Genomic DNA, 22,691 nt, shown 5'->3' with positions numbered 1-22,691 from the left:
GAAGGGGGGCTGTACGGTTATTGTTGCTGGAGCAGATGCCACGGTTATGTAATTCATCGTTATTTTGAATAACCGTTCATTGCTTTTTCTCTGTTACCGGAACGGATACAGTGTTGGATGTCCCGAGAACGTTATTCTTCGAATCGATCACCTTCACCTGCACGTTCAGCGTGCCTGGCTTGGCGGCGTGCTCCTTTGGCAAATTCACGGTCAAGGTCTGCTCGCTTTGCCACGTCGACGGTACCGGACTCCCGTTAATGAATACCGTCGCGCCGAGGCCGAAACGTCCCCCTCTTAACGTCAGCTGGGTGCGTCCGAAGCTGTCTCCGCCGACCGGCACGCTTTCAGGCGAGACGCCTTCCAGCGCGGGAGCGCCGTACCCGAGCACGAACGGATTATCCGGTTCGCCGTTTGCCGGCGTTTGCGAGTGAAGTTTTTGCGCTTCCCATTGCGCCTGCTGCCGTGCTTCATATTCTTTCACAAGCGCGGGATCGATGCCCATGGCCTGATAGCGGTCCGCAGGAGGTACGATCGGCAGCTTCTTGTAAAGCTCCGCCAAATAATCCGTATAGGCGCTTCCCGTGCGTCCGGCCGTCTGGAGAATGAGGGGCCCGAGGAAGGAAGGGCTCAGATGAAGCTCCTTATCGGCTGCTGGAGGCAAATAATTGCTCCAAATCAGAACCGGCGTATTGTGCATCTTCTCGAGGAAATCCGGGTCATTCTCTCCGCTGATGTATTTGGTTTGCTCGTATACGTAATTTTTCTCCAGCGAAGGCAAGTGGTCGCCAAACCAGACGAGAATGGTGGGCTCACGCAGGTCGTTGTAGTATGTGACCAGCTCCTGCAGCATCCGGTCGGCTCCTTGGGAGCCCTGTGCGTACGTTTCGGCAATGCCGAGTGCGTCGCCGGGGGCATCGCCGGTAATGTCGATGGTATTCCTCTTGAACTTGCCGGGCCAATAGTGGTAGTGATTTTCCATCGTGTTGGCAAAAATAAAGTCCGGTCCCGGACTTCTCCGGCTCTCTTCGATAATGCGCTTCGCTACGGCGTGATCCCCGATGTAAGGTCCGACGTATTCGTCCGGGTTAAAATACTCGAGCGAGATGAAACGCGAGAATCCCAGATCCTTGTACACCTCAGAGCTGTTGAAATACCAATGGTAGAACGGGCTGATGGCCGTCGTATGATACCCCTGTGCCTTCAGCAGGCTGGCAAGCGACTCTGTCGGCTGTTTAATGTAGTCCTCGTAAGGAATGGAGTCCTCCGGGAAAAAACGCATCGACAAGCCCGTAAGCACCTCGAGCTCGACATTGGCCGTTCCTCCTCCGAACATCGGGGAGAGCAGGGTTCCGTGCGTCGTTTTTTTCTGCAGGGAATGAAAGAAAGGAATCGGATCGCGGCTGAATTTCAGGCTCTTGATCTGCGTAATGTCCCAGAACGCCTCGCTCAGAACGATAATAATGTTTGGCGGCTTCTGCAGCTCGTCCTTCGACCATTCGTTCTGAACGGTAAGATCGGGAAGGGGTGGTAATGAAAGCGGTTTAATAAATTCGGACGAAGGTACCGTCAGGCAGAGCAAGAGCCCGAGGACGCCCGTCCAGCGGCGGGTCCATGGCGGCATTGGCAGTTCTCCCATAGTTAGCGTAACTAAATATTAAGCTCATTATATCACGCTTGCCATGATTGTATAGTAGGAAACGTAACGGGCCCTCTGAGGGAATAGAATGCCAAATTGCTGCGTTGTAGGAGGAGCTGAAAGAGGACCGGCGCGAATGCCCCCGGTTAGAAGACCTGTTACTGTTTTGTCAGGGGGGCGTCAGGGCTTAGGGGTTTTAATCGGAGGCGCTTTGAGTTATGATGAATAGTGGAGTCATTTCCAATCTCGGCGGCTGGCGAAATGCCCTGGCGCCGCAATCGGAGGGGACGAAACTGGATAATTTCGCATGCTTGTATGTGATACGCGGCGAGCCGTACCGTTCGGGGACCTGTGTGAATCTTACCGCGGACGAGACGCTGGTAGGCCGGGTTTCGAACGAATTTACTCCGGACTTGGCTTTTACGAACGCCTTCATTTCACGGAAGCATTTCGTAATCCGCAAGGAGCAGGAGCAAGCCGTTCTATACGATCTTGGCAGCCGTCACGGAACGGAGATTAACGGGGTCCTCGCGACGCCGAATAAGCCGTATCCGCTGAAATCCTTCGACATCATCAAGCTGGCGAGGGGGATGACGGTCATTCATTTCTCTTATATGTTCGCCGATCAGACGCTGGAGATCGAGCCCTTAAGCGTGACGAGGCAGCTGGAGATGCCGGAGATTCCGCCTTTGTCCATCCATTGGGAGAAACGGGAATGCGTTGTGGAAGGCAGAAGGATCTCCATGTCGGAGAAGGAATACTTGCTCATCCGCGTGCTTCATGATAATGCCAACCGACTCGTGCCGCTGGAGGAGATCAAGTCGAAGGTATGGCCGGAACGAACGCCGGGAACGTCGGGCGTGCCGGATGTAACGCTCGACGAGCTGAACGCTCTGGTTTACCGGGTTCGCAAGAAATACGGCAAGGATACGTTTCCCATCAGCGCCGTGCGCGGCAGCGGATATGTGCTGGAATCGGAATTGAAATCGTCATAACGAAAGTGGGATCGCCTCATGAAATATATCCAAGCGGAATATTCGGGTCCGCTGAACGGTACGGTACATATTCCCGGTGCAAAAAACAGCTCGCTCGCTCTGCTGGCCGCAGCTTGCCTTGCGGATGACGTCGTTACGCTGGAAGGCATACCGCAAATTGACGACATCAAATTGATCGCCGGCATCGGCCGGGATATCGGAATGGAGATGCGGCAGAACGGGGACGTCGTTACGATCGACCCAAGGTGGATTCACAGCGCCGTCATCGACCCGGGCAAGGCGTCAAGCTACCGTGCTTCCTATTACTTTGCCGGGGCGCTGCTGTCGAAATTCGGCCGGGTTACGATCGGGTTCCCGGGAGGGGACAATTTCGTATCCCGTCCCATCGACCAGCATATCAAAGCCTTCCAGGCGCTTGGAGCGCAGGTGCAGTTCTTTAACGATTATTATGCAATCGAAGCCCGTGAGCTGAACGGCGCGGACATTTATTTCGATACCGTCACCTCCGGCGCGACGATTAACGCCATGCTGGCGGCAGCGCGAGCCAAGGGGCGCACGCAGCTTCATAACGCGGCCGTCGATCCCGAAGTGGTCGATACCGCTACGTTCCTCAACCGGCTGGGAGCCCGGATTTACGGAGCAGGCACCGACCGGATCCGGATCGAAGGCGTTCCTTACTTGAACGGAGGAAGCCATGCGGTCATTCCGGACCGTCTGATTGCCGGAGCGTTCTTGATGGCGGCCGGTCTCCGCGGCGGACAGGTAACGGTAATGGACGTCATTCCGGAGCATCTCGGCGCTTGTCTTGCCAAGCTGGAGGAGGTCGGGCTTGAGCTGGAGTGCGGCGAAAGCCACATTACCGCATACGGCAATGGTTCTCTTAAGGCGACCCGCGTTCGTGCAGGCATGTATCCCGGCTTTGCGACGGACCTGCAGCAGCCGATGACGGCATTGCTGCTGCAAGCTAGAGGCAAGAGCATCGTCACCGACCGCGTCTATCCGAAAAGATTCGCCCATGTGCCGCAGCTGCGCAGGCTCGGCGCAGAAATCGAGCTGCGGCAGGAGTGCGCCTTCATCCGCGGCGGACGTCCGCTTCAGGGCGGATGGGTGCACGCGACCGATGTAAGGGCCGGAACGAGTCTGATCTTGGCCGGACTCGCCGCAGAAGGCACAACCTGCATCACCGGTGTGGAGCACATTGAACGAGGGTACCAGGATGTGGTCGGCAGCTTCCGCATGATCGGTGCGAAGCTGTCCATGAGGGAGCTCGAAGCACATGAGCTGCCGGATATAGCTACAACGCAGCGCTAACGAAACAAGCACTCCGCTTAAACTGGCGGAGTGCTTGTTTTGTTTGGCTGCAGCAGTTACGATGGAAGAAGCAGGAAAACCTGCAAGCCATCATAGGAGGTTATCGTTTATGAAGCTTTCATTCACGACGCTGGGCTGTCCGGAATGGGACCTCGACACGATCATTCGGAGCGCGGCGGAATATGGCTTCGATGCCATCGATTTTCGCGGTGTAGGTACGGAAATGAATATTTACAAGCTGTCGGCCTTCTCGGACTCGGCGCAATCCACGAAGAAACAAATTCAAGCTGCCGGCCTTCGGGTTTCTTGCTTCTCCAGCTCCGTCCAGCTTGTGTCCATCGAGAAGTTCGGCGATTATTTGGCGGAGATCGAAGCTTACGCCAAGCTGTGCGCGCTTTTCGGCACCCGCTACATCCGCGTGTTCGGCGGAAAGATCGGAGACCGGGACCGGGCCGAAGCGCTTCAGGCCATGGTGATGCATGCGGAGCGAATGGGCAAGATTGCGAAGGAGTACGGCGCGAAGCTGCTGCTGGAGACGCACGACGACTGGACCGCATGCGGGGAAGTGAAGCGTTTCATGGAGCAGGTGGATACCGAAGCCTACGGCGTGCTCTGGGATGTCCATCATCCTTACCGGATGCTGGGAGAACGCCCGGAGACGACATGGGAAGCTCTGGGCGAATGGATCGACTATGTTCATGTCAAAGATTCGCTCTTAACCCCGGACAACCCGCGAGGGTACCAATATTGCTTACTGGGCGAAGGAGACGTCCCGCTGCGAAACATAATCGAGGTGCTGGAGCGAAACGGCTATAACGGTTACTATACGCTCGAATGGGAGAAAAAGTGGCATCCCGACATAGAGGAACCGAACGTTGTTTTTCCTCATTATGTACAGAAGATGCGAGGTATGGAGCAGGAGCTGTAACCCTGCGGATAGGCGGGGCTTGGCTTGGGTTCGCCTTTTTCGTCATCACGAAAGAGCCGGACCCGTTTGCAGCTATTTGAACCGGCGCCGTCATTAGGCGAAGGCAAGAATCATATGATGTTGTAAACGCTTTCTGATAGCGTTACCGGAAGGTAGGACAATCCTTAATAAAGGCGGGGGTTAAGATGAATTTATTCGGCTGGTGCACGGATATCCGGAATGCGGCTTTACTTCATACGCTGGGCTACGATTACATCGAGACGCCGCTTGCCCCGCTGCAGCTGGAGAACCGGGAGGAATACAAGCGGCGGCTTGAGCCTTTGCTAGACAGTCCGCTTCCCGTGAAGGCGTTCAATATTGCTTTTCCGCGCGATATTCGCATTGTAGGACCGGAGGCCAAAGAAGTCCGGATCCGGCGTTATGCCGAGCTGGCCGTAAATACGCTGATCCGTACGGGCTCGGAAGTGCTTGTTCTTGGAAGCGGTGGATCACGCAATGTCCCCGAGGGCTGGGAGCGTACCAGGGCGGAAGAGCAGTTCATGCAAGTGCTGTCGTGGTTCGCAACCGAGCTGCATGGCACGGGAATCCGGCTTGCGATTGAGCCGCTCAACAAGAAGGAGACGAACTTGATCAACAGCGTGAAGGAAGCCGTGGATTACGCCAAGCAGTTGAACGATCCGAGCATTCGGGTGCTGGCGGATTTTTATCATATGGATGAAGAACGGGAGCCGCTGGCCGAAATCGGCAGGTATAAGGAATGGATCGCGCATATTCATTTGGCCGATACGGACCGTCGTCATCCGGGATCCGGCCGGTACGATTACGATACGTTCGTGAAGGTTGTGAAGGACAGCGGATACGAGGGAATGATCTCGGTAGAATGCCGGACAGAGCAGGAAGAGGAGGAGATGGGAGCGAGCCTGGATTTCATGAAGCGCAAATGGGGATAACGGTATACCATTGAGAAATCTGCCTTGGTACATCGGTGGGGTACCCCCCTTCGGCCGCTGTTGTTATCGGAAAATTTTCAATTGATTAGCTATGCAGCGGTCATTTTCCGATAACAAAGCCGGACGCTATCGCTCCTACAGGGGATACCCTACCTTCTACCTTTTGCATTTTCTGTATATCCGGGTTTCTCGTTATTTTGGAGCAGTCATGGGACTGCTCTTTTTTTGTTATATGATCTAGCGAAAAAAAAGGATAACGCTTTCTATAATACATAATAAAAATTTAATGAAACATACTATTTACATAAAATACCTAAATGTGATATCTTAATTATGCGATATTTGATTGAATCTTATCGGTTTAACGGATCGCACGGCGAATCCAACCCTTTATAAAGAATGAAATGATGCTGCATTGGGAATAATGTCCAGTTGAAGGCACAAGTTCCCTACCAACAACGAAACGGGAGTGTTGATCGATGGAAAAAACATATCTGATGATTAAGCCTGATGGCGTCCAGCGCGGACTGGTCGGCAAGATTGTACAGAGATTCGAGGAAAAAGGCTTCCAGCTCATTGCGTCCAAGCTCCTCCATATGTCCCGGGAGCAAGCGGAATATCACTATGCGGAGCATAAAGGCAAGCCTTTCTTCGGCGAATTGGTTGATTTCATCACCTCCGGTCCGGTGTTTGCCATGGTATGGCAGGGCGATAACATCATCGCGCTTTCCCGCGCCATGATGGGGAAGACCAACCCGATGGATGCGGCCCCCGGCACGATTAGAGGAGATTATGCGGTGCACGTAGGCAATAACATTATTCACGGCTCGGATTCGGTGGAGAGCGCGGAACGGGAGATCGCCAACTTCTTCAGTCCGCAGGAGCTCATTACGTACGAAATTCCGCTGCAAAAGGTTATATAGGCTTTCAAGCTTGTGTACGGTACGCCTTTCCGTTCGACGGAGAGGCGTTTTTGCATTTTGCATGTAAATTAACAGCGAATTGAATGATTATTTTCCTGATGATACCAAATTCTCGCGCAAACCGAAGGGCGGCATTTGAACTTTTGCGTAAAATTGGTTACAGTGAAGCTGTAGATTGGAATGCAGCCTTCAAAGGAGAGAATGAACATGAGAGACCCGCGTTTAAAACAGTTTGCGAAAAATTTGGTGAGATACTCGGTGGACTTGCAGCCGGGTGAATATATTTTGATCGAGATGATCGGACTGCGCGATCAGGAATTGACCAAATGTTTAATCGAAGAAGTATATGCCGCAGGCGGCCATCCGTTTGTTGAATTCCGCGATCCGTCCGTAACCCGTAGCTTGATGCTGGGCGGCACGGTGGAGCAATACCGGACGCTGGCCGAGCTTGAGCTGAACCGGATGAAGAAAATGCAGGCTTACCTTGGCGTGCGAAGCGGCGAGAACATCACGGAAACATCCGATGTGCCGGAGGAGCAAATGCGTCTGTATGTACGCGAATACCAGCGCCCGGTAACGGATCAGCGGGTCAATCACACCAAGTGGTGCATCATGCGCTATCCGAACGGGTCGATGGCCCAACTGGCGAACACAAGCACCGAGGCATTCGAGGACTTTTATTTCAACGTATGTAACTTGGACTACAGCAAAATGTCCGCGGCCATGGACTCCCTGGTCGAGTTAATGGAGAAGACGGACAAGGTGCGTATTGTCAGCCAGGGTACGGACCTGACCTTCTCGATCAAAGGCATCCCGGCAATCAAATGCGCGGGCAAAAACAATATTCCTGACGGCGAGGTGTTCACCGCTCCGGTCAAGGATTCCGTGAACGGCGTCATCGCTTATAATGCGCCTACGATCTATACGGGCACGTTCTTTGAGAACGTGACCCTGCGTTTTGAGAACGGCAAGATCGTCGAAGCGACCTCGAACGATACGAAGAAGCTGAACGACATTCTGAATACGGATGAAGGCGCGTGTTATATCGGAGAGTTCGCCATCGGAGTCAACCCTTACATTCAGAAGCCGATGAAAGATATTTTGTTCGATGAGAAAATCGACGGCAGCATCCACTTCACACCGGGTAACGCGTATACGGATGCGGACAACGGCAACCGCTCTTCCGTGCACTGGGATATGGTGCTCATCCAACGGCCGGAGTACGGCGGCGGTGAAATTTATTTCGACGGCCGCCTGATCCGCAAGGACGGCAAATTCGTGGTGCCGGAGCTGGAGAAACTGAATCCGGAGAACCTGATCTAGATTCTCGCAGGCTCCTCCGCTGCAGCGGCTTTGCGGTATTGGAGCGGGGAGACGCCGCAGATGCTTTTGAATACGCGGCCGAAATGCGTGCCGCTGTCGAAGCCGACCCTGCCGGCAACCTCGCTCATTTGCAGCCGCGTAGCGCTTAGCAGCCGCTGGGCTTCGCGGACGCGCAGACGCTGGATATATTCGACCAGGGTAAAGCCGGTCGCTTCTTTAAAGATACGGCAAAGATAATAAGAGCTGATGTGAAACCGGTTAGCTACCGTGTGGAGCGTCAGCTCTTTTTCGTAATGGTCGTTAATGAACTGCACGATCTCCGATACTTTGCGGTGCAGCGTTGTCGGATGCTCCGTACCCGGCAGCGCTCCGCGTCCCCCGGGTAGTTTCCCTTGACGGTAGATCCAGAGCAAGAGCTCGGTCAGCAGCAGCTTCAGGAGACCTGCGGAGCCGGGCCCTCCATGCTCTTGTTCGGCGAGCATTCGCCCGATATGGGCATCGGCCCAGGCTTTTTCCTTGGCTTCCGGCCGAATGATCGGATTGTCGCGGAAGGCGCTCAGCAGGTCGTCCGGCATGTCTTCAAGGAACGAATGGATAGAGGCTTTCTTGAAGTTAAACAGCACACGCTCATGATGGGAGCTGTAGGCTTCGGTCGTCCGGTGCAGGACCATCGGCTCGATCAGCACCAGATCGCCCTCGCGGACAAGATAGGAGCGGTCCTTGATGAAATAGTACCTGGCTCCGGCTTTCATATAATAAATTTCGTACGAATCGTGCGCATGGTTCGTGTTCATATTGAAGGGGCCGGAACGGATGGTATGCTCCAGCAGGAACGTTCTCTTGGGTTGGTCTGCCGAAGACGGCATTCAAATCACCTCATAAGGTTTGTGCAATATATGTTGAAAATATAAGGAAGTAAGCAATAAACGTGCTGAAAACATCATAATCTTGCGCTATACTCCAACTATATCATACCTATGAGGAGGAGCAACAGATGTCGAAGAAAAAGTATGTCCTGGTAGGAACGGGTGGCCGCGCCCAGTTTTTTTACAAAGCGATTGTCAGGGATTTTAGCGAAACCTCCGAGATTGCCGCTTTCTGCGATGTGAATCAAACCCGGATGGATTATGCAAACAAGCAGATCGCCGAATTCGGCGCGGGGCCGGTTCCGACCTATAAAGCCCATGAGTTTGATAGAATGATTGAAGAAATCAAGCCTGATATTGTAATCGTTACTTCTGTAGACCGTACGCACCATAAGTATATTATTCGTGCGATGGAGCTCGGCTGCGATGTGATTACCGAGAAGCCGATGACGGTGGATGAGGAGAAGTGCCAAGCGATTCTCGACGCGGTAAAAGCGACCGGACGGAATCTGCGCGTAACGTTTAACTATCGTTATTCCCCGCACAATACGAAGATCCGCGAGCTGATCATGGACGGTACGATCGGTGATGTCCACTCCGTTCATTTCGAATGGCTGCTCAACACGAAGCACGGCGCCGATTACTTCCGCCGCTGGCACCGCGACAAGCGCAACAGTGGAGGCCTTCTCGTGCATAAGTCGACGCACCATTTCGACCTCGTGAATTTCTGGCTCGGCACGCAGCCGAAGACGGTGTACGCGCTCGGCGATCTGATGTTTTATGGCAAAGAAAATGCGGAAAAGCGTGGCGTAACTGAATTTTATTCCAGAGCGCACGGCAGCGCTGCAGCGGAGAACGACCATTATGCGCTGCACATGAAAGATAACCCTTCGCTGAAAGCGATGTATTTGGATGCGGAGCATGAGGACGGCTATTTCCGCGACCAGAGCGTATTCGGAGACGGCATCAACATCGAGGATACGATGGGCGTCATGGTGAAGTATCAAAGCAAAGCGATTCTTACGTACAACCTGTACGCTTTTGCGCCGTGGGAAGGCTTCCGCGTTGCGTTCAACGGCACGAAGGGACGCATCGAGATGGAAGTGATTGAAGCATCCTACGTGAACTCCGGCGGCGATCAAGCGCTGGAAGGTGCGGTCAAAGGCAAGAAAATCCTCGTACATCCGATCTTCGAGGCGCCTTACGAGGTGAAAGTGGAAGAGAAGAAGGGCGGTCACGGCGGCGGCGACCCTGTGCTTCTGAACGATTTGTTCGGCACTCCGAGTCCTGACCGTTTCAATCGCGCGGCGTCCCATGTAGACGGAGCGATGTCCATCCTTACGGGCATCGCAGGCAACAAATCATTACGCACCGGGCTTCCGGTTCAAGTGAAGGACCTTGTAAGCTTCGACTAAACGATAAGCCCCGAATTATCGGCAAGGCTTGAGTGCGAATAAGATTGAATAAAACCCGACGGAGGCTTATCCTGTTTAGGATACTTCGGTCGGGTTTTCCAGTTAGGCTTACTTGCGCAAGTTTACAACAACCGTGAATGGGCAGCACGTCTGCGTAATGACCTTGGCTTTGCTACAAAGTGCTGTGTACGCTCTGATACTGCTATAGTGAACTTCAATTCCCTACAAATGAACCTGGAGACACCAAAACAGCTCTGAGGTTCATTACAACGTGCCGACCGGCCAAATGCCAGCGCGTAGAGACCCTAGCATCATTACTAGCGCCCCAAGGTCCGCTATTGCGCCACCGAGTTCACTACAACCCACATACTTTCCATTTCAGCAGCAGCGATCTCATCTCATGATCCTATCAAGCAGCAAAACGGCCGAATCCGTCATCCCGATGCAGCCTGGTTGAAGGGGGGGAAGATTCGGCCGTCCAATAAGGTCATACCTTCAATAAGAGCAAAATAATCGATGCAAGTCCGAAGCACGTATTGATCAAATATAAGAACATCACGACCTGCTTCGGGCTCAGCCCGCTGCGCAGCAGTCGGTAATGCGCCTGCGTCGCGTCAGCTTGATAGATCGGTTGGCCGTTCTTCATCCGTCTGAACACGACAAACAGGTTATCGAAGATCGGCACGCCGAGCGCGAGAATCGGAATGAGCAGCGAGAGTACCGTAGCCTGCTTGAAAGCACCGTCGAGCGCGATCACGCCGAGCAGGAAGCCGAACAGGGTAGCGCCGGCATCGCCCATGAATACTTTGGCCGGGAACTTGTTGTACCGGAGATAAGCAATCGCTGATCCGACAAGAATAATCGCCAGCATGGCCGACTCGTTCTGGTGCTTGGCCAATGCTACGATGAACAGCGTGACCGCCGAGATGGCCGACAAGCCGCCTGCCAATCCGTCCATCCCGTCGGTGAAGTTAATGACGGTCGTGACCCCGAATATCCAGGTAACCGTCAGGATGAACTGAAGCACGTCCGGCAGAATGAAATCCGTCCCGGTGAACGGGTTATTGAAGCCGTAGAAGACGGTTCCGGTCGAGTAAACGATACCTGCAGCCGTGAGTTGCACCAGCATCTTGGGCAGGGCGGGAAACTCCTTGCCGTGCGTTTTGTACCAATCGTCGACAAGGCCGATCGCCAGAATCAGGAACGAGCCGCTCAGGATGCCGGCCGTTTGCTTCCATTCGTTATGCACGAACATCAGGTAAGCGAGCACGAAGGCGATGAAGATCGCAAGGCCCGCCGTGAGCGGAATCGGCTCCCGGTGTATTTTACGTTCGATATTTTCCTTGGGCTTGTCCACGAAATCGATGCGAAAGGCCAGCTTCCGCAAGGGAGGTATCAGGAAAAGGACGACGAGAAACGAAACGAGAAACGCCGCAAAATATAAAATAACTATCCCTCCAAAATTCGCCAAAATTGCGATGGCGCATCTTTACTCATTATATCACATGCTCCAAGCGTGACAAGACAAGTCAGCGGTTTATCACTCCTCCGTCAGTCGGCTAGAGGCACTTGCTGTTGCATCTTGCGAAAAGCAAGCGGTGTAAGCTTGGTCAGCTTTTTGAACATGCGCCCGAAATGCGCGATATTCTCGAAGCCGACCGCTTCGGCGATGCCGATGATCTTCATATCCGTTTCCTTCAGAAGCCGCTGGGCTTCCTTGATGCGCGCCGTATTCACGTATTCGATAAATGTAAATCCTGTGACGTCCTTGAAAGCCCGGCTCAAATAATAAGGGCTCATGTAAAAGCGCCCGGCCAGCCCGGCCAGCGTCATCGGTTCCTGGAAATGACCGTTGATGTACTGAACGATCTCGGAGATCTTTTTATGAAGCGGGCTGGCATGCTCGAACGGCACCGTCTCCTGGCGCTCCGCGCATCTGCCCGCGAAGAGAAGCAGCTCCATGAGCAGCAGCTTCGTATAAGTCTCGTAGCCGGTGGCGCGTTCTTTCAGCTCCTTCGTCAGCTTGTTCATAATGGTCTGCACGAATATTTGCTCCTGCAGCTTCAAGCTGAACACATGAGAAGGATGCTGGAATGCGGCAAACAACGATTCATGGTACAAAGGATGATCCTTGCCGAGGAACCGGTCGCTGAAGTTGATGACGATCCGTTCATGCCCGGGCGGGCCGATATTGGACGTTTTGTGCACATCGTGCTTATTGATGAAAACCAGATCGCCGGGAGAAATCAAATAGGAGCGGTCTTTGATAAAATACCCCCGCTGCCCCGCCAGCAAATAGTAAATTTCATAGGTGCCGTGAAAATGGTTCGTCCGCTCGAAAGGCTCCGTCCGCTTCACATGCTGGATGTAAAAATCGCCTTCTTCGGCGCCGTAATTCAGAGCTATCGTTTCGCTCATGCTCGGTCCCCCCTGCTTACCGTTCTGCGCTTTTTTTCCTCCATTGTATCAAAAGGCGTACAGATTGGACAGCAAAATATGCATATGTTAATTAAAAATCAGCAAGATCGGTGAAGAATGTGAACGTATTTTGCGCTATGATAAAGCAGAAGATTTTATAACGAGGAGGTCCACTCATGGGCAAGTTTCAAGCAATCATCGAGGCGTTGGCCGCAGGGAAAGTAAGCGATATCGGCGGCGGAGACGTAAAAGTGTATGCGCAATCATTGGCACAATCCGGAGGCACTAAGCTGCTGATGGTCAAGGATACTCCGAATCATACCAAATATATTCTAGCGGCAGGCGAAGGCCCTCTGTACGACGAGCTGCAAGGGCAAGTGGAGGACGGGGCCAAGATCAGCCCGCTCACGCATGAGAACCGCCTGGTTTTGAACAAATATTTCGACTATACCGTGCCCCGCGCGTTCGGAACCCAGATCGCGACAATCGGTCTTGGCGACCGTCTCGGCATCGCATCTCCAGGCCATATCAAGACGGTGCAAGGCCGTGACGTGCGTCCGATTCTGGCGCAGCAGTCGATCCGCGAGCTGAACCTGACGGGCCGGGATTACAAGCAAGTCGTCGACGCCGCTTGCTACGCCGTGTTCCAGGAAGGCTATAAGGACGGCTTCGGTGCGGACGGCGACCACCTGAAAGTGGAAGCGGACATCGAGATGGCGCTCGACCTCGGGTTCACCATGCTGACGCTGGATTGCTCCGAGAAAATCGACAACACGATCGAAGGCACCTCCGAGGCTGAACAGGAAGCTAAATACGCACAGCTGCCGGAAGCAGTACGCAGCCATTACGAAGCCCGTTACTTGAATCAGACGTTCCCGGCCGCAGGCACGGCCATATCGTTCGACCGCCCGACCCTGATCAAGAACGTGCTCATCTACGGCGCAGCGATCGATTTCATGGAGCATATTTATACGACATATATCAAAAACGCTGCACGCGCTGTCGACTTCGAGATCTCGATCGACGAAACGGCTACGCCGACGGCTCCGGAATCTCACTTCTTCGTGGCGAAGGAGCTGTACAGCCGAGGACTGACGATCTACAGCATGGCGCCTCGTTTCTGCGGCGAGTTCCAGAAAGGGATCGATTACATCGGCGACCTCGAGCAGTTCGAGAAAGAGCTGATCATCCATGCGGGTCTTGCGGACGACTTCGGCTACAAGCTCAGCATTCACTCCGGCAGCGACAAATTCAGCGTTTTCCCGGTCATCGGCAAGTATACCAAGGGCCGCTTCCATGTGAAGACCGCCGGCACGAACTGGCTCGAAGCGGTTCGTACCGTGGCGAAGGTCAATCCTTCCTTGTACCGCCGGATGCATCAATATGCATTGGAGCATTTTGAAGAGGCAACCGCTTATTACCACGTATCGACGGATCTGAGCAAAATCGCGCCGCTGGACCAAGTGTCCGACGCCGATCTGGCCGATACTTATATGAACGAAGACAATGCCCGCCAGCTGATCCACATTACCTACGGCATTCTTCTTCAAGCGAAGGACGCGGCCGGAAATTCTCTGTTCAAAGACGAATTTTTCCGGACGCTCAGCGAGCAGGAGGAAGCTTACGAGCAGTCCTTGATCTCGCATATCGGCAAACACCTTGATTTGCTCGGTAAATAATGGCTGGAATGGGAGGGGGCTGATAAGCCCCCTTTCTTGCGGTTAGAGGATCAGAAATGATACAGGTTTCGTTAAGGAGGCTTTGGGAAGGCATGACTCAAGCCGAGCGGGCTGAACGGATATGGGATGCCCACTTCGTGAAGCGAACCCCGATGGGCGAAGCTAGCTTCAGCATTCTAAGTGTGCTGCATACGCTGGGGCTCCGTCCGGATGGGCGGCGTTTGCCCGTTTATCGCGAGTTTTTTGACCGGATGTCGGCCTCGGATCATATGGAGCTGGTGTTTAAGCTCACGGGTGTAACAACGGTATGCCTTAGCTTTGATCCGTTATCTCAAGAGCAGCAGGCGGCGTGGGAAAGCTTTGGAGCGCTGGATCCGCGTTTGAACGCTTCGCTTCGTCTGAATGCTTTGATCGACGGTTGGTCGACGGCGCGGCTGCTCCTTCGGAATTGGGGGTATGAAGGCGAGGAGGAGATTACCGACAAGACGGTCGAGAGCGTCCGGCGATTTCTCCGATACTGGATAGCAAAGGTGGATCCGTTATATTTAGTTTATGATACAGGGGGATCCGCGAGCGCTTCGCCTTCCGAGACCGAGAGACGGCTTATGGAGCAGTGCGTGCTTCCGGTGGCCGGGGAAGCGGGAATTCCGACGGCCATTTTTCTAGAAGACCAATATGAACGTCAGTATCAGATCGATGAACTCGTCAGCCGCTATCCGGAAAATAGGTTTCTCTGCTCTGCCCGCTGCCAATACCAACAAGCGCAGCTGAAGAGGCTTTCCCGTAAGTACGGCAACGTGCATTTATTCGGCTGCGGAGGCCCGCGGCTTCCGGTAAGCTCCATGGAGCCGGTGCTGCGGACGCGGATGGGACTCCTCGGAATGGATTTCACACCTGCAGCATCAGGTGCTGTGGTGTGGGATGCGCTCATTCCTGCTTGGGTCGGTGCGCGTTCTCTCATTGCTAAGGTGCTGATCGACAAATACGGCGAGCTGATGAACTGCGGCTGGCAGCTGGCGGCCGAAGATATCGAAAGAGACGCTGCCGCGCTGCTCGGCGAATCGTTCTGGCGCTTCTTGGGCAGGCCCAATCCGGCTCTGCACGTCGGGACATGACATTAGGCTTCATAAAAGCTTTATCCGTTATCATCCCTAAGCCCTGGACTTGGTCCGGGGCTTCTTTGCGTATGGGTGACTAATCACCAAAGTGATATAAACAGATGGATTAAGTCGGAGTTGTTTACGTTTTTACTCAGAATTTTAAAAAGTTAATTCATAAAACTGACAAGAGTTTATTCCAAAATGGTTAAATGTAAGGTATAATAGAGGACAACAAGGCTGGATACGGAGGAGATCGCGATGCCGAAGGAGAACAAGATTCAACTATTGTGGGACATTTTTTGGACGTTTTTTAAGATTGGTCCGTCCACCTTCGGAGGCGGTTATGCCATGATTCCCGTGATCGAGAGGGAAATGGTCGGACGCAAGGGATGGGTTTCCGAGCATGAAATGGCCGATGCGCTTTCGATTGCCGGTTCGGCGCCCGGGGGGATCGGCGTGAACGCCTCTGCCTTCATCGGATTCCGACTTGCGGGAATTCCGGGAGCGATCGCGGCGGTATTCGGCATTACCATGCCGACGTTTTTAATTATTTTTGCGTTAAGCATGACGATTTCGTATTTTCATGATAACCCGAAGGTCGAGGCTGCGCTTCAGGGGATCCATGGAGCGATCGTCGCGCTTATCATTGTGGCGGCGTATAAGATGGGCAAGTCGGCGATTTTCGATAAAACGACATTTTTTACCGCGGCGGCCACTCTGATTTTGCTCTTGGCCACCTCAATTCAACCACAGCTGATCGTGCTTCTTGGTTTGGCAGTCGGCATTCCGGTGATTCGCGCCAAGATGAAATTAGGTCTTCCGGCGAACACGGAAAAGAATTCAGCCGAGAGTGAACCGATCCATTATAAATATGCCGATTATTTTATTGCCGAGGGCATTTAAAATTCTGGTATATTTTAACATGAACATTTTTTTGAAAATCCGAGAAAACGTATTGACATTCATTTCATAATTTTATACACTAACGAAGCTGATTGCCAATGGTAAAATAAAATCTCATAGCATAGAGCAACTTCTTATTAAGAGTGGCGGAGGGATAAGGCCCGATGAAGCCCGGCAACCGTTCCTGTATGGACGATAGGTTCGCATGATTTATTTTTAATGAACCCCTCCAAGGATTATGGTGCCAATTCCTTCGAAACCGATTCCGGTTTCGAAAGATGAGAGGGGCGCACGATTGAGGAGATAATCCCCTGTTCCGATGCGTTCAGGGGTTTTTTATATGCTTTGGGAAAGAATCAGATCAGAGAGTATTCTCGAAGCGGGAGGACAAGCAATGATTCAATTAAAGCAAATCAGCAAAACCTATGCGTCAGGCGGCAGGCTTGTCCATGCGCTTAAGGACATCCAACTGCATGTGACCAAAGGCGAAATCTTCGGGATTATCGGTCATTCCGGGGCTGGCAAGAGCACGCTGATCCGGACGATCAATCTGCTGGAGAGGCCATCGACAGGCCAAGTGGTTGTAGACGGCGTGGACATGACAGCCCTCTCTCAGAGCAAGCTGCAGGAGGAACGCCGTTCCATCGGCATGATTTTCCAGCATTTTAACCTGCTTTCTTCCTTGACGGTGAGAGAGAACATTGCGTTTCCGCTGCGGCTTGCGAAGCGGCCCAAGGATGCCGTGAAGCGAAGAGTAGATGAGCTTATCGGCTTGGTCGGCCTGCAGGAGCATGCTGATAAATTTCCTGCGCAGCTGTCCGGAGGACAGAAGCAGCGGGTAGGTATCGCCCGGGCACTGGCAACGGACCCGAAGGTGCTGCTATGCGATGAGGCGACCTCCGCTCTGGATCCGCAGACGACGCAATCGATTCTATCACTCCTGCTCGAGATCAACCGGCGGCTCCACATTACCATTGTGCTGATTACGCACGAGATGCAGGTTATTCGTTCGATCTGCGACAGGGTCGCCGTGCTCGACAGCGGTGAAATCGTGGAGACCGGCCTTGTTGCTGACGTCTTCCTCAAGCCTCAGCATCGGACGACGCGGGATTTCGTCGCCCAAGTCTCCGAACTGCCGGAGATTGCTCAAGGATCTACCGATGGGATGAGCGGGAGGACGCAGGTGCGTATCACGTTCATCGGGGAGCAAACGTATGAGCCGGTTCTGTATCATACGATGAAGGAAAAGAATGTTCCGTTTGCCATCCTTCAAGGGACGATCTCCCGGTTAAAGGACGTCCCTTACGGACAGCTCGTCGTCGAGCTTCATGCGAGCGGAGGCGAAGCGGAACGGACAATTGCCGCTCTCCGGGAGCAAGGCTTGGATGTGGAGGTGCTGAAGCATGGATAAAACTTTCTGGGATCTTGACTGGAATGAGATCGGACAAGCCTCTCTCGATACATTGACGATGCTGGGGACGTCAACGCTGTTTACGATACTAATCGGATTGCCTTTAGGCATTCTTCTTTTCCTAACGTCAAGCGGGCAGCTGCTGCAGCAAAAAGTCGTCTACAATGTGCTTTCCGTCATCGTCAACATTTTGCGTTCCGTCCCTTTCATCATTCTGATGATCGTCATGATCCCGATGACGAAAGCGCTGGTCGGTACCTCGATCGGCGTGCCGGGTGCGATCCCGCCGCTGGTTATCGGCGCGGCGCCCTTCTTCGCGCGGCTTGTGGAGACATCGCTGCGGGAAGTGGACCGCGGCGTCATTGAAGCGGCTGAATCGATGGGCGCCACCTACGGCCAGATTATTTGGAAGGTGATGCTTCGGGAAGCACGTCCCGGCTTAATCACAGCCATTACGATTACTGCGGTTACGCTGGTGTCCTATACAGCGATGTCGGGTGTGATCGGAGGCGGGGGACTAGGGGATTTGGCTATCCGATTCGGGTACCAGCGCTTCCAGACGAACGTGATGATCGTGACGGTCGTGCTGCTCATTTTGCTTGTTCAAATTCTTCAAATGCTTGGCGACCGGCTCGTGCGGAGCTATCAGCGGAAGTAAGAATTTTTAATTATAGATGACACCAAGAAAAAAAGTGGAGGGTTCTCAATGAAAAAGATCATCGTTACCGCTTTATCCGCCGTACTGGCACTTTCCTTGGCGGCCTGCGGCACGAAGCCGTCTGCACAGGCTCCGACCCAGCAGCCTGCGAACGGGGCTGCAGGCGGCAGCCAGCCGAAGGAAGTGACGCTGAAGGTTGGTGCTACCGCTGTTCCTCATGCGGAAATTCTGAACTCCGTTAAGGCTAAGCTGAAGGAGCAGGGCGTGAACCTGGAAGTGAAGGAATTTACCGACTACGTTCAGCCGAACGTGCAGGTCGCCGAGAAGCAGCTGGACGCGAATTTCTTCCAGCATACACCTTACTTGGAGCAGCAAAACAAAGACAAAAACTTTAACCTCGTTAAAGTGACCGGGGTTCATATCGAACCGTTCGGCGCTTATTCCCAAAAAATCAAGAAAGTCGACGAGCTGAAGGACGGCGCTACCGTAGCGATCCCGAACGATCCGTCGAACGGCGGCCGCGCGCTCGCCCTGTTGGCGAAAAACAACCTCATCAAGCTGAAGGATGGCGTTGGCGTGAACGGCACAGTTAAGGATATCGTTGAAAACAAGAAAAACCTGAAGATCAAAGAGCTGGAAGCGGCTATGCTGCCTCGCGTGCTCGGCGAAGTAGACCTGGCGTTGATCAATACGAACTATGCGCTGGAAGCGAAGCTGTCGCCGACGAAGGACGCACTGTTCATTGAAGATAAGAACTCCCCGTACGTGAACATTCTCGTTGCACGTCCCGACAACAAAGATTCCGAAGCTATGCAGAAGCTGGCTAAAGCTTTGAATTCGGACGATGTGAAGAAGTTTATCGAAGACAAATACAAAGGCGCGGTTCTTCCCGCATTCTAAGGACCAGTCTGCAAAATAAGGGCGCTCAAGATCATGGACTTCATGATCTTGAGCGCCCTTGTTCTTGTTATAGGGACAAGCGGTAAATCTCCAGTACGTCATTCCGTTCAAGCTTCTTGAAGTTTCCGAAAGGACCGTACACCATGGCCTTATCCGCCATAATATCCAGCTTGGCATCGTCGATATCGTAATCGGCCAGCCGGCTTGGCGCGCCGATCGAGTTCCAGAACGAGCGAAGCGCCTCAATGCCTTCTTCGCCGATCTGCCGATCGCTCTTGCCGGCAGGATCAATACCGAAGACGTTGATGGCAAACTGCTTGAAGCGAGGTACGTTTTCTTCATCCTTCAACACGTGCTTCATCCAATTCGGGAATAGAATTGCGAGTCCGCCGCCATGAGGAATATCATATACCGCACTTACGGCGTGCTCGATATTATGGGTGGCCCAGTCGCCGCGGATGCCCATGCCGATCATGCCGTTCAGCGCCATCGTGCCGCTGTAGAGCACCGTTTCGCGAAGCTCGTAATCCTTGAGGTTGTTCACCAGCTTCGGCGCCGCCTGGATGACCGCCTTCAGCACGCTCTCGCATAGGCCGTCCTGAACCGGCGTGTTCGGGGTGTGATGGAAGTAGGTTTCAAACACATGAGACATAATATCGCAGACGCCGTAGACCGTCTGGTCCTTTGGAACTGTATATGTATTCTCCGGATCGAGAATCGAGAATTTCGGATACGTATACGGGCTGCCCCAGCCATATTTCTCCTGCGTCTCCCAGTTCGTGATAACCGAACCGGAGTTCATTTCGGAGCCCGTTGCCGCGAGCGTCAGAATCGTCCCGAACGGAAGGGCATCCTGTGCTGCGGCCTTGCGCGTAACGATGTCCCAAAAATCGCCGTCATATTTGGCGCCTGCGGCGATCGCCTTGGTGCAGTCAATGACGCTTCCTCCGCCAACGGCCAGCAGCACCTCGATTCCTTCCTTCTTGCACAGATCAACGCCCCGATGAACGGTGGACAAACGCGGATTCGGTTCAACCCCGCTCAGCTCATAGATCTGAGCTCCAAGTGCGTTCAGGATGCCGATCACATTATCGTATAGGCCGTTGCGTTTGATACTGCCGCCTCCATAAACCAACAGAACCTTCTTGCCGTATTTCGGAAGCTCGGCTTGCAGCTGTTCCAAGGTTCCTTTACCGAAGATCAGCTTCGTCGGGTTGTGAAAAGAAAAGGTATTCAATGCTCGTGAGCTCCTCTCGTTATTTAATATCGGTAAGATGCTTCCCACGCCAAATGGTACCACGCTTCCTGGATACAATCAAATTCAGTGCGGCGCCATGAAAGCCCATCTTCATATCATGCTTGACTTCAGCTGCTTTATTCATGTGGCTTTTCTACCAATCGAGTTCGTCTTTGACGTTTGTATAAATCAACGAAATGTGCTTCTGGGTAATATCTCTTTCGATTCCCTATAGCGTATTATCCCCTTGGCTCAGTTAAGGGGTTAGATTAGTCTGATTTTGAAATTACTATCTTAGATCAGACCAGATGAGATAAGATCAGATTGATAAGCAGATTGATAAGCAGATTGATAAGCAGATTGATAAGCAGATTGATTAACAAATTGATTAGTAGAATGATGAGCAGAATGATAAGCAGATTGATGAGCAGATTGATGAGGAGATTAATTAGCAGATTGATTAACAAATTGATTAGTAGAATGATAAGCAGATTGATGAGCAGATTGATGAGCAGATTAATTAGCAGATTAATGAGCAGATTAATGAGCAGATTAATGAGCAGAATGATGAGCAGATTAATTAGCAGATTAGATTAAGCCGGATCAAATTGAATTGGATCAGGTTATTTTCTTCATTGGGAGATCCCGCATTACAAGGATAGTCCCTTCAAATATATGGAAACCGGATTCGAGGAGGGTCCTTTCATTTTTGTGAACCGTGTATAAGTTAGGTCCTATCACTTAGGTGAACCGTGAACAAGGAGGGCCCTTTCTTTATGGGAATCAGCGTATAAGACAGATCCTTACCACTGTATAGCTAAAGAAAGGTCTTCGTTTGAGTAAATCAATTTGCGGTAAGTTATTGGTTTGTTAGACACGCACATACTGGTGAGATGCTTGAATATGACATAGATGTTATCAGAGCAGTTCATTCTAAAACAGTACTCGTCCAAATAAAATTGAAGGTACTTTCTGCCGATTCCATGATAAGTGGCGGTTAACCAACGACCTGCTTGCGCGACGGAGGTCAGGAGATTTTTAAAGCGATGGGAATCGTATTTGCGAGTTACGATTTGAATGTGTTCTACATGTGAATCGATATGGTTGGTACGAAAGTCGTAGATGGCGGTTGGCAGACTTGTTTTTTCGTTTAAATAGTGGTCTGGAATCAGCTTCATTTTGAAGTAGGGGGCAGGATTGCAGCCTAGCGTATCCTCAGCAGAAGCGACAAATAGAGGCTGCTCTCGGTGGTGTCGAATAATTGAGGATTGATCTGGCTTCCCGTGAACAGCTGCATTAACGCGAATGATTCCCGAAAGCAGCTTTTTATGGTCGGCTTCACTAATGGCGTGTCTTATTTTGTGCAGGATGAGCCAAGCCGTTTTATATGTAACTTTGATTAATCGGCTCAGTTCCGCAGCGCTTGTTCCCCGATTGGAACGCGAGAAAAAATAAATGGCCGCGAACCATTTTTGCAAGGGGGTTCTGCTTCCTTCAAATAGGGTCCCCTGGGTGAGAGACGCTTGGTAACCGCAACGAAGACATTGATAGAGAGGAAGTCTGCGAGTTCTGATCATAGAGGCTAGGTGATGGCTGCAGCGGCAGCAGCGAAAGCCTTCCGGCCATTTCAGTTGTAACAGAATCTTAATGCATGTTTCCTCTGATACAGCCTCCGGTTGAAAATCTTCCAAGCTCAGCGTTGAATGCTGCACATTAATTCACCTCTAAATACCTATTACGTAAAGAGAACATTAGTTCGCGTATGTATAAATTATATAGAACTAGCGTTCCCATTTCAATACTTATTTTATAAAATATTGCATTAGCGTTGCATTAATTTTCTCTGAATGTTCATAATCTTCTGTCTTTTTATCATCAGGGCATAAAAAAATCCTTTACAATGAAATGGCAGGTAGTTCCTGTCCATAATCCACTGAAAAGGATTAAGCCCATGGACAAGGATACTCTATTTTCTTCATTTGGTAAATGGTTAGCACCCATTTGTACGAAATCGTTCACGGAAAAAGTGAAGGAAACG

Annotated in this window: 19 protein-coding genes, 1 pseudogene and 1 riboswitch; of the genes and pseudogenes, 13 read left to right on the top strand and 7 right to left on the bottom strand. The window is 52.2% G+C overall.

Annotated features, from left to right (window positions below):
- Positions 1-76: 76 nt before the first annotated feature.
- Positions 77-1,621, bottom strand: a complete 1,545-nt coding sequence (locus tag O9H85_RS17420; RefSeq protein ID WP_269882701.1) for a sulfatase-like hydrolase/transferase — start codon at positions 1,619-1,621, stop codon at positions 77-79.
- 233 nt (positions 1,622-1,854) lie between these two features.
- On the opposite strand from O9H85_RS17420, the gene O9H85_RS17415 reads away from it, so the two are divergent.
- The 6 genes from O9H85_RS17415 (at position 1,855) to O9H85_RS17390 (ending at position 8,066) form a co-directional block, all read left to right on the top strand.
- On the top strand, positions 1,855-2,631 hold the full coding sequence (locus O9H85_RS17415; RefSeq protein WP_269882700.1) for an FHA domain-containing protein: 777 nt from the start codon (positions 1,855-1,857) through the stop codon (positions 2,629-2,631).
- Positions 2,632-2,649: 18 nt separating this feature from the next.
- A complete protein-coding gene (gene murA / locus O9H85_RS17410; protein WP_269882699.1) occupies positions 2,650-3,942 on the top strand; it encodes a UDP-N-acetylglucosamine 1-carboxyvinyltransferase in 1,293 nt (430 codons plus the stop codon).
- 109 nt (positions 3,943-4,051) lie between these two features.
- Complete coding sequence (locus O9H85_RS17405) at positions 4,052-4,870, top strand: sugar phosphate isomerase/epimerase family protein (protein WP_269882698.1); 819 nt, start codon at positions 4,052-4,054, stop codon at positions 4,868-4,870.
- Between the two features lie 185 nt (positions 4,871-5,055).
- On the top strand, positions 5,056-5,820 hold the full coding sequence (locus tag O9H85_RS17400) for a sugar phosphate isomerase/epimerase family protein (protein WP_269882696.1): 765 nt from the start codon (positions 5,056-5,058) through the stop codon (positions 5,818-5,820).
- Between the two features lie 479 nt (positions 5,821-6,299).
- A complete protein-coding gene (gene ndk, locus O9H85_RS17395) occupies positions 6,300-6,743 on the top strand; it encodes a nucleoside-diphosphate kinase (protein ID WP_269882695.1) in 444 nt (147 codons plus the stop codon).
- Between the two features lie 207 nt (positions 6,744-6,950).
- Entirely contained in the window at positions 6,951-8,066 is a 1,116-nt protein-coding gene (locus tag O9H85_RS17390; protein ID WP_269882694.1) for an aminopeptidase, read from the top strand.
- Here O9H85_RS17390 and O9H85_RS17385 read toward each other — a convergent pair.
- A complete protein-coding gene (locus tag O9H85_RS17385; RefSeq protein ID WP_269882693.1) occupies positions 8,063-8,932 on the bottom strand; it encodes an AraC family transcriptional regulator in 870 nt (289 codons plus the stop codon). The two genes, O9H85_RS17390 and O9H85_RS17385, sit on opposite strands and share 4 nt — an antisense overlap.
- A 128-nt stretch (positions 8,933-9,060) precedes the next feature.
- Between O9H85_RS17385 and O9H85_RS17380 the strand changes: the two genes are divergently transcribed.
- Complete coding sequence (locus tag O9H85_RS17380; protein WP_269882692.1) at positions 9,061-10,347, top strand: Gfo/Idh/MocA family protein; 1,287 nt, start codon at positions 9,061-9,063, stop codon at positions 10,345-10,347.
- A gap of 487 nt (positions 10,348-10,834) precedes the next feature.
- Here the strand turns inward: O9H85_RS17380 and O9H85_RS17375 are convergent, their stop codons facing one another.
- Positions 10,835-11,794 (bottom strand): MraY family glycosyltransferase, encoded by a 960-nt coding sequence (locus tag O9H85_RS17375; protein WP_269882899.1) that lies wholly within the window; start codon positions 11,792-11,794, stop codon positions 10,835-10,837.
- A 104-nt stretch (positions 11,795-11,898) separates the two neighbouring features.
- Positions 11,899-12,765: a helix-turn-helix domain-containing protein gene (locus tag O9H85_RS17370; protein ID WP_269882691.1), complete on the bottom strand. Its 867-nt coding sequence runs from the start codon at positions 12,763-12,765 to the stop codon at positions 11,899-11,901.
- A gap of 176 nt (positions 12,766-12,941) precedes the next feature.
- Here O9H85_RS17370 and O9H85_RS17365 point away from each other — a divergent pair, with 176 nt between their 5' ends.
- The 6 genes from O9H85_RS17365 to O9H85_RS17340 all read left to right on the top strand — a co-directional run bounded on the left by O9H85_RS17365 (position 12,942) and on the right by O9H85_RS17340 (position 19,416).
- On the top strand, positions 12,942-14,444 hold the full coding sequence (locus O9H85_RS17365; RefSeq protein ID WP_269882690.1) for a tagaturonate epimerase family protein: 1,503 nt from the start codon (positions 12,942-12,944) through the stop codon (positions 14,442-14,444).
- A gap of 92 nt (positions 14,445-14,536) precedes the next feature.
- The gene (locus tag O9H85_RS17360; protein WP_269882689.1) at positions 14,537-15,559 is read left to right on the top strand and encodes a hypothetical protein; all 1,023 of its coding nucleotides are present in this window, start codon (positions 14,537-14,539) and stop codon (positions 15,557-15,559) included.
- A gap of 243 nt (positions 15,560-15,802) precedes the next feature.
- Complete coding sequence (locus O9H85_RS17355; protein WP_269882688.1) at positions 15,803-16,447, top strand: chromate transporter; 645 nt, start codon at positions 15,803-15,805, stop codon at positions 16,445-16,447.
- A gap of 131 nt (positions 16,448-16,578) precedes the next feature.
- Positions 16,579-16,732, top strand: a riboswitch (SAM riboswitch).
- Positions 16,733-16,841: 109 nt separating this feature from the next.
- A complete protein-coding gene (locus tag O9H85_RS17350) occupies positions 16,842-17,858 on the top strand; it encodes a methionine ABC transporter ATP-binding protein (protein ID WP_269882687.1) in 1,017 nt (338 codons plus the stop codon).
- The gene (locus O9H85_RS17345; protein WP_269882686.1) at positions 17,851-18,516 is read left to right on the top strand and encodes a methionine ABC transporter permease; all 666 of its coding nucleotides are present in this window, start codon (positions 17,851-17,853) and stop codon (positions 18,514-18,516) included. The genes O9H85_RS17350 and O9H85_RS17345 overlap by 8 nt, the downstream gene beginning before the upstream one ends.
- 48 nt (positions 18,517-18,564) lie before the next feature.
- Entirely contained in the window at positions 18,565-19,416 is an 852-nt protein-coding gene (locus O9H85_RS17340; RefSeq protein ID WP_269882685.1) for a MetQ/NlpA family ABC transporter substrate-binding protein, read from the top strand.
- 67 nt (positions 19,417-19,483) lie between these two features.
- On the opposite strand, the gene O9H85_RS17335 is transcribed toward O9H85_RS17340, so the two are convergent.
- The 3 genes and pseudogenes from O9H85_RS17335 to O9H85_RS37785 form a co-directional block, all read right to left on the bottom strand.
- Positions 19,484-20,653 carry an iron-containing alcohol dehydrogenase gene (locus O9H85_RS17335; protein ID WP_269882684.1) on the bottom strand — a complete coding sequence of 390 codons (1,170 nt, stop codon included), beginning with the start codon at positions 20,651-20,653 and terminating at the stop codon, positions 19,484-19,486.
- Between the two features lie 803 nt (positions 20,654-21,456).
- A complete protein-coding gene (locus tag O9H85_RS17330; RefSeq protein ID WP_269882683.1) occupies positions 21,457-22,131 on the bottom strand; it encodes a hypothetical protein in 675 nt (224 codons plus the stop codon).
- 57 nt (positions 22,132-22,188) lie between these two features.
- Positions 22,189-22,365 (bottom strand): annotated as a pseudogene (locus O9H85_RS37785) (transposase); the annotation flags it as partial.
- Positions 22,366-22,691 lie beyond the last annotated feature (326 nt).

The sequence above is a fragment of the Paenibacillus gyeongsangnamensis genome (genome assembly GCF_027533625.1).
Taxonomy (GTDB): Bacteria; Bacillota; Bacilli; order Paenibacillales; family NBRC-103111; genus Paenibacillus_G; species Paenibacillus_G gyeongsangnamensis.
The sequence above is the reverse complement of the archived record's forward strand: the minus strand, read 5'-3'. Positions and strand labels throughout refer to the sequence as shown.

Excerpts from the sequence above, each read along its gene's own strand:
- O9H85_RS17405 (WP_269882698.1), top strand. The coding sequence starts at position 4,052 with ATGAAGCTTTCATTCACGACGCTGGGCTGTCCGGAATGGGACCTCGAC.
- O9H85_RS17385 (WP_269882693.1), bottom strand. The coding sequence starts at position 8,932 with ATGCCGTCTTCGGCAGACCAACCCAAGAGAACGTTCCTGCTGGAGCAT.
- O9H85_RS17350 (WP_269882687.1), top strand. The coding sequence starts at position 16,842 with ATGATTCAATTAAAGCAAATCAGCAAAACCTATGCGTCAGGCGGCAGG.
- O9H85_RS17400 (WP_269882696.1), top strand. The coding sequence starts at position 5,056 with ATGAATTTATTCGGCTGGTGCACGGATATCCGGAATGCGGCTTTACTT.
- O9H85_RS17380 (WP_269882692.1), top strand. The coding sequence starts at position 9,061 with ATGTCGAAGAAAAAGTATGTCCTGGTAGGAACGGGTGGCCGCGCCCAG.
- O9H85_RS17365 (WP_269882690.1), top strand. The coding sequence starts at position 12,942 with ATGGGCAAGTTTCAAGCAATCATCGAGGCGTTGGCCGCAGGGAAAGTA.
- O9H85_RS17355 (WP_269882688.1), top strand. The coding sequence starts at position 15,803 with ATGCCGAAGGAGAACAAGATTCAACTATTGTGGGACATTTTTTGGACG.
- ndk (WP_269882695.1), top strand. The coding sequence starts at position 6,300 with ATGGAAAAAACATATCTGATGATTAAGCCTGATGGCGTCCAGCGCGGA.
- murA (WP_269882699.1), top strand. The coding sequence starts at position 2,650 with ATGAAATATATCCAAGCGGAATATTCGGGTCCGCTGAACGGTACGGTA.
- O9H85_RS17420 (WP_269882701.1), bottom strand. The coding sequence starts at position 1,621 with ATGCCGCCATGGACCCGCCGCTGGACGGGCGTCCTCGGGCTCTTGCTC.
- O9H85_RS17415 (WP_269882700.1), top strand. The coding sequence starts at position 1,855 with ATGATGAATAGTGGAGTCATTTCCAATCTCGGCGGCTGGCGAAATGCC.
- O9H85_RS17345 (WP_269882686.1), top strand. The coding sequence starts at position 17,851 with ATGGATAAAACTTTCTGGGATCTTGACTGGAATGAGATCGGACAAGCC.
- O9H85_RS17390 (WP_269882694.1), top strand. The coding sequence starts at position 6,951 with ATGAGAGACCCGCGTTTAAAACAGTTTGCGAAAAATTTGGTGAGATAC.
- O9H85_RS17370 (WP_269882691.1), bottom strand. The coding sequence starts at position 12,765 with ATGAGCGAAACGATAGCTCTGAATTACGGCGCCGAAGAAGGCGATTTT.
- O9H85_RS17360 (WP_269882689.1), top strand. The coding sequence starts at position 14,537 with ATGACTCAAGCCGAGCGGGCTGAACGGATATGGGATGCCCACTTCGTG.
- O9H85_RS17340 (WP_269882685.1), top strand. The coding sequence starts at position 18,565 with ATGAAAAAGATCATCGTTACCGCTTTATCCGCCGTACTGGCACTTTCC.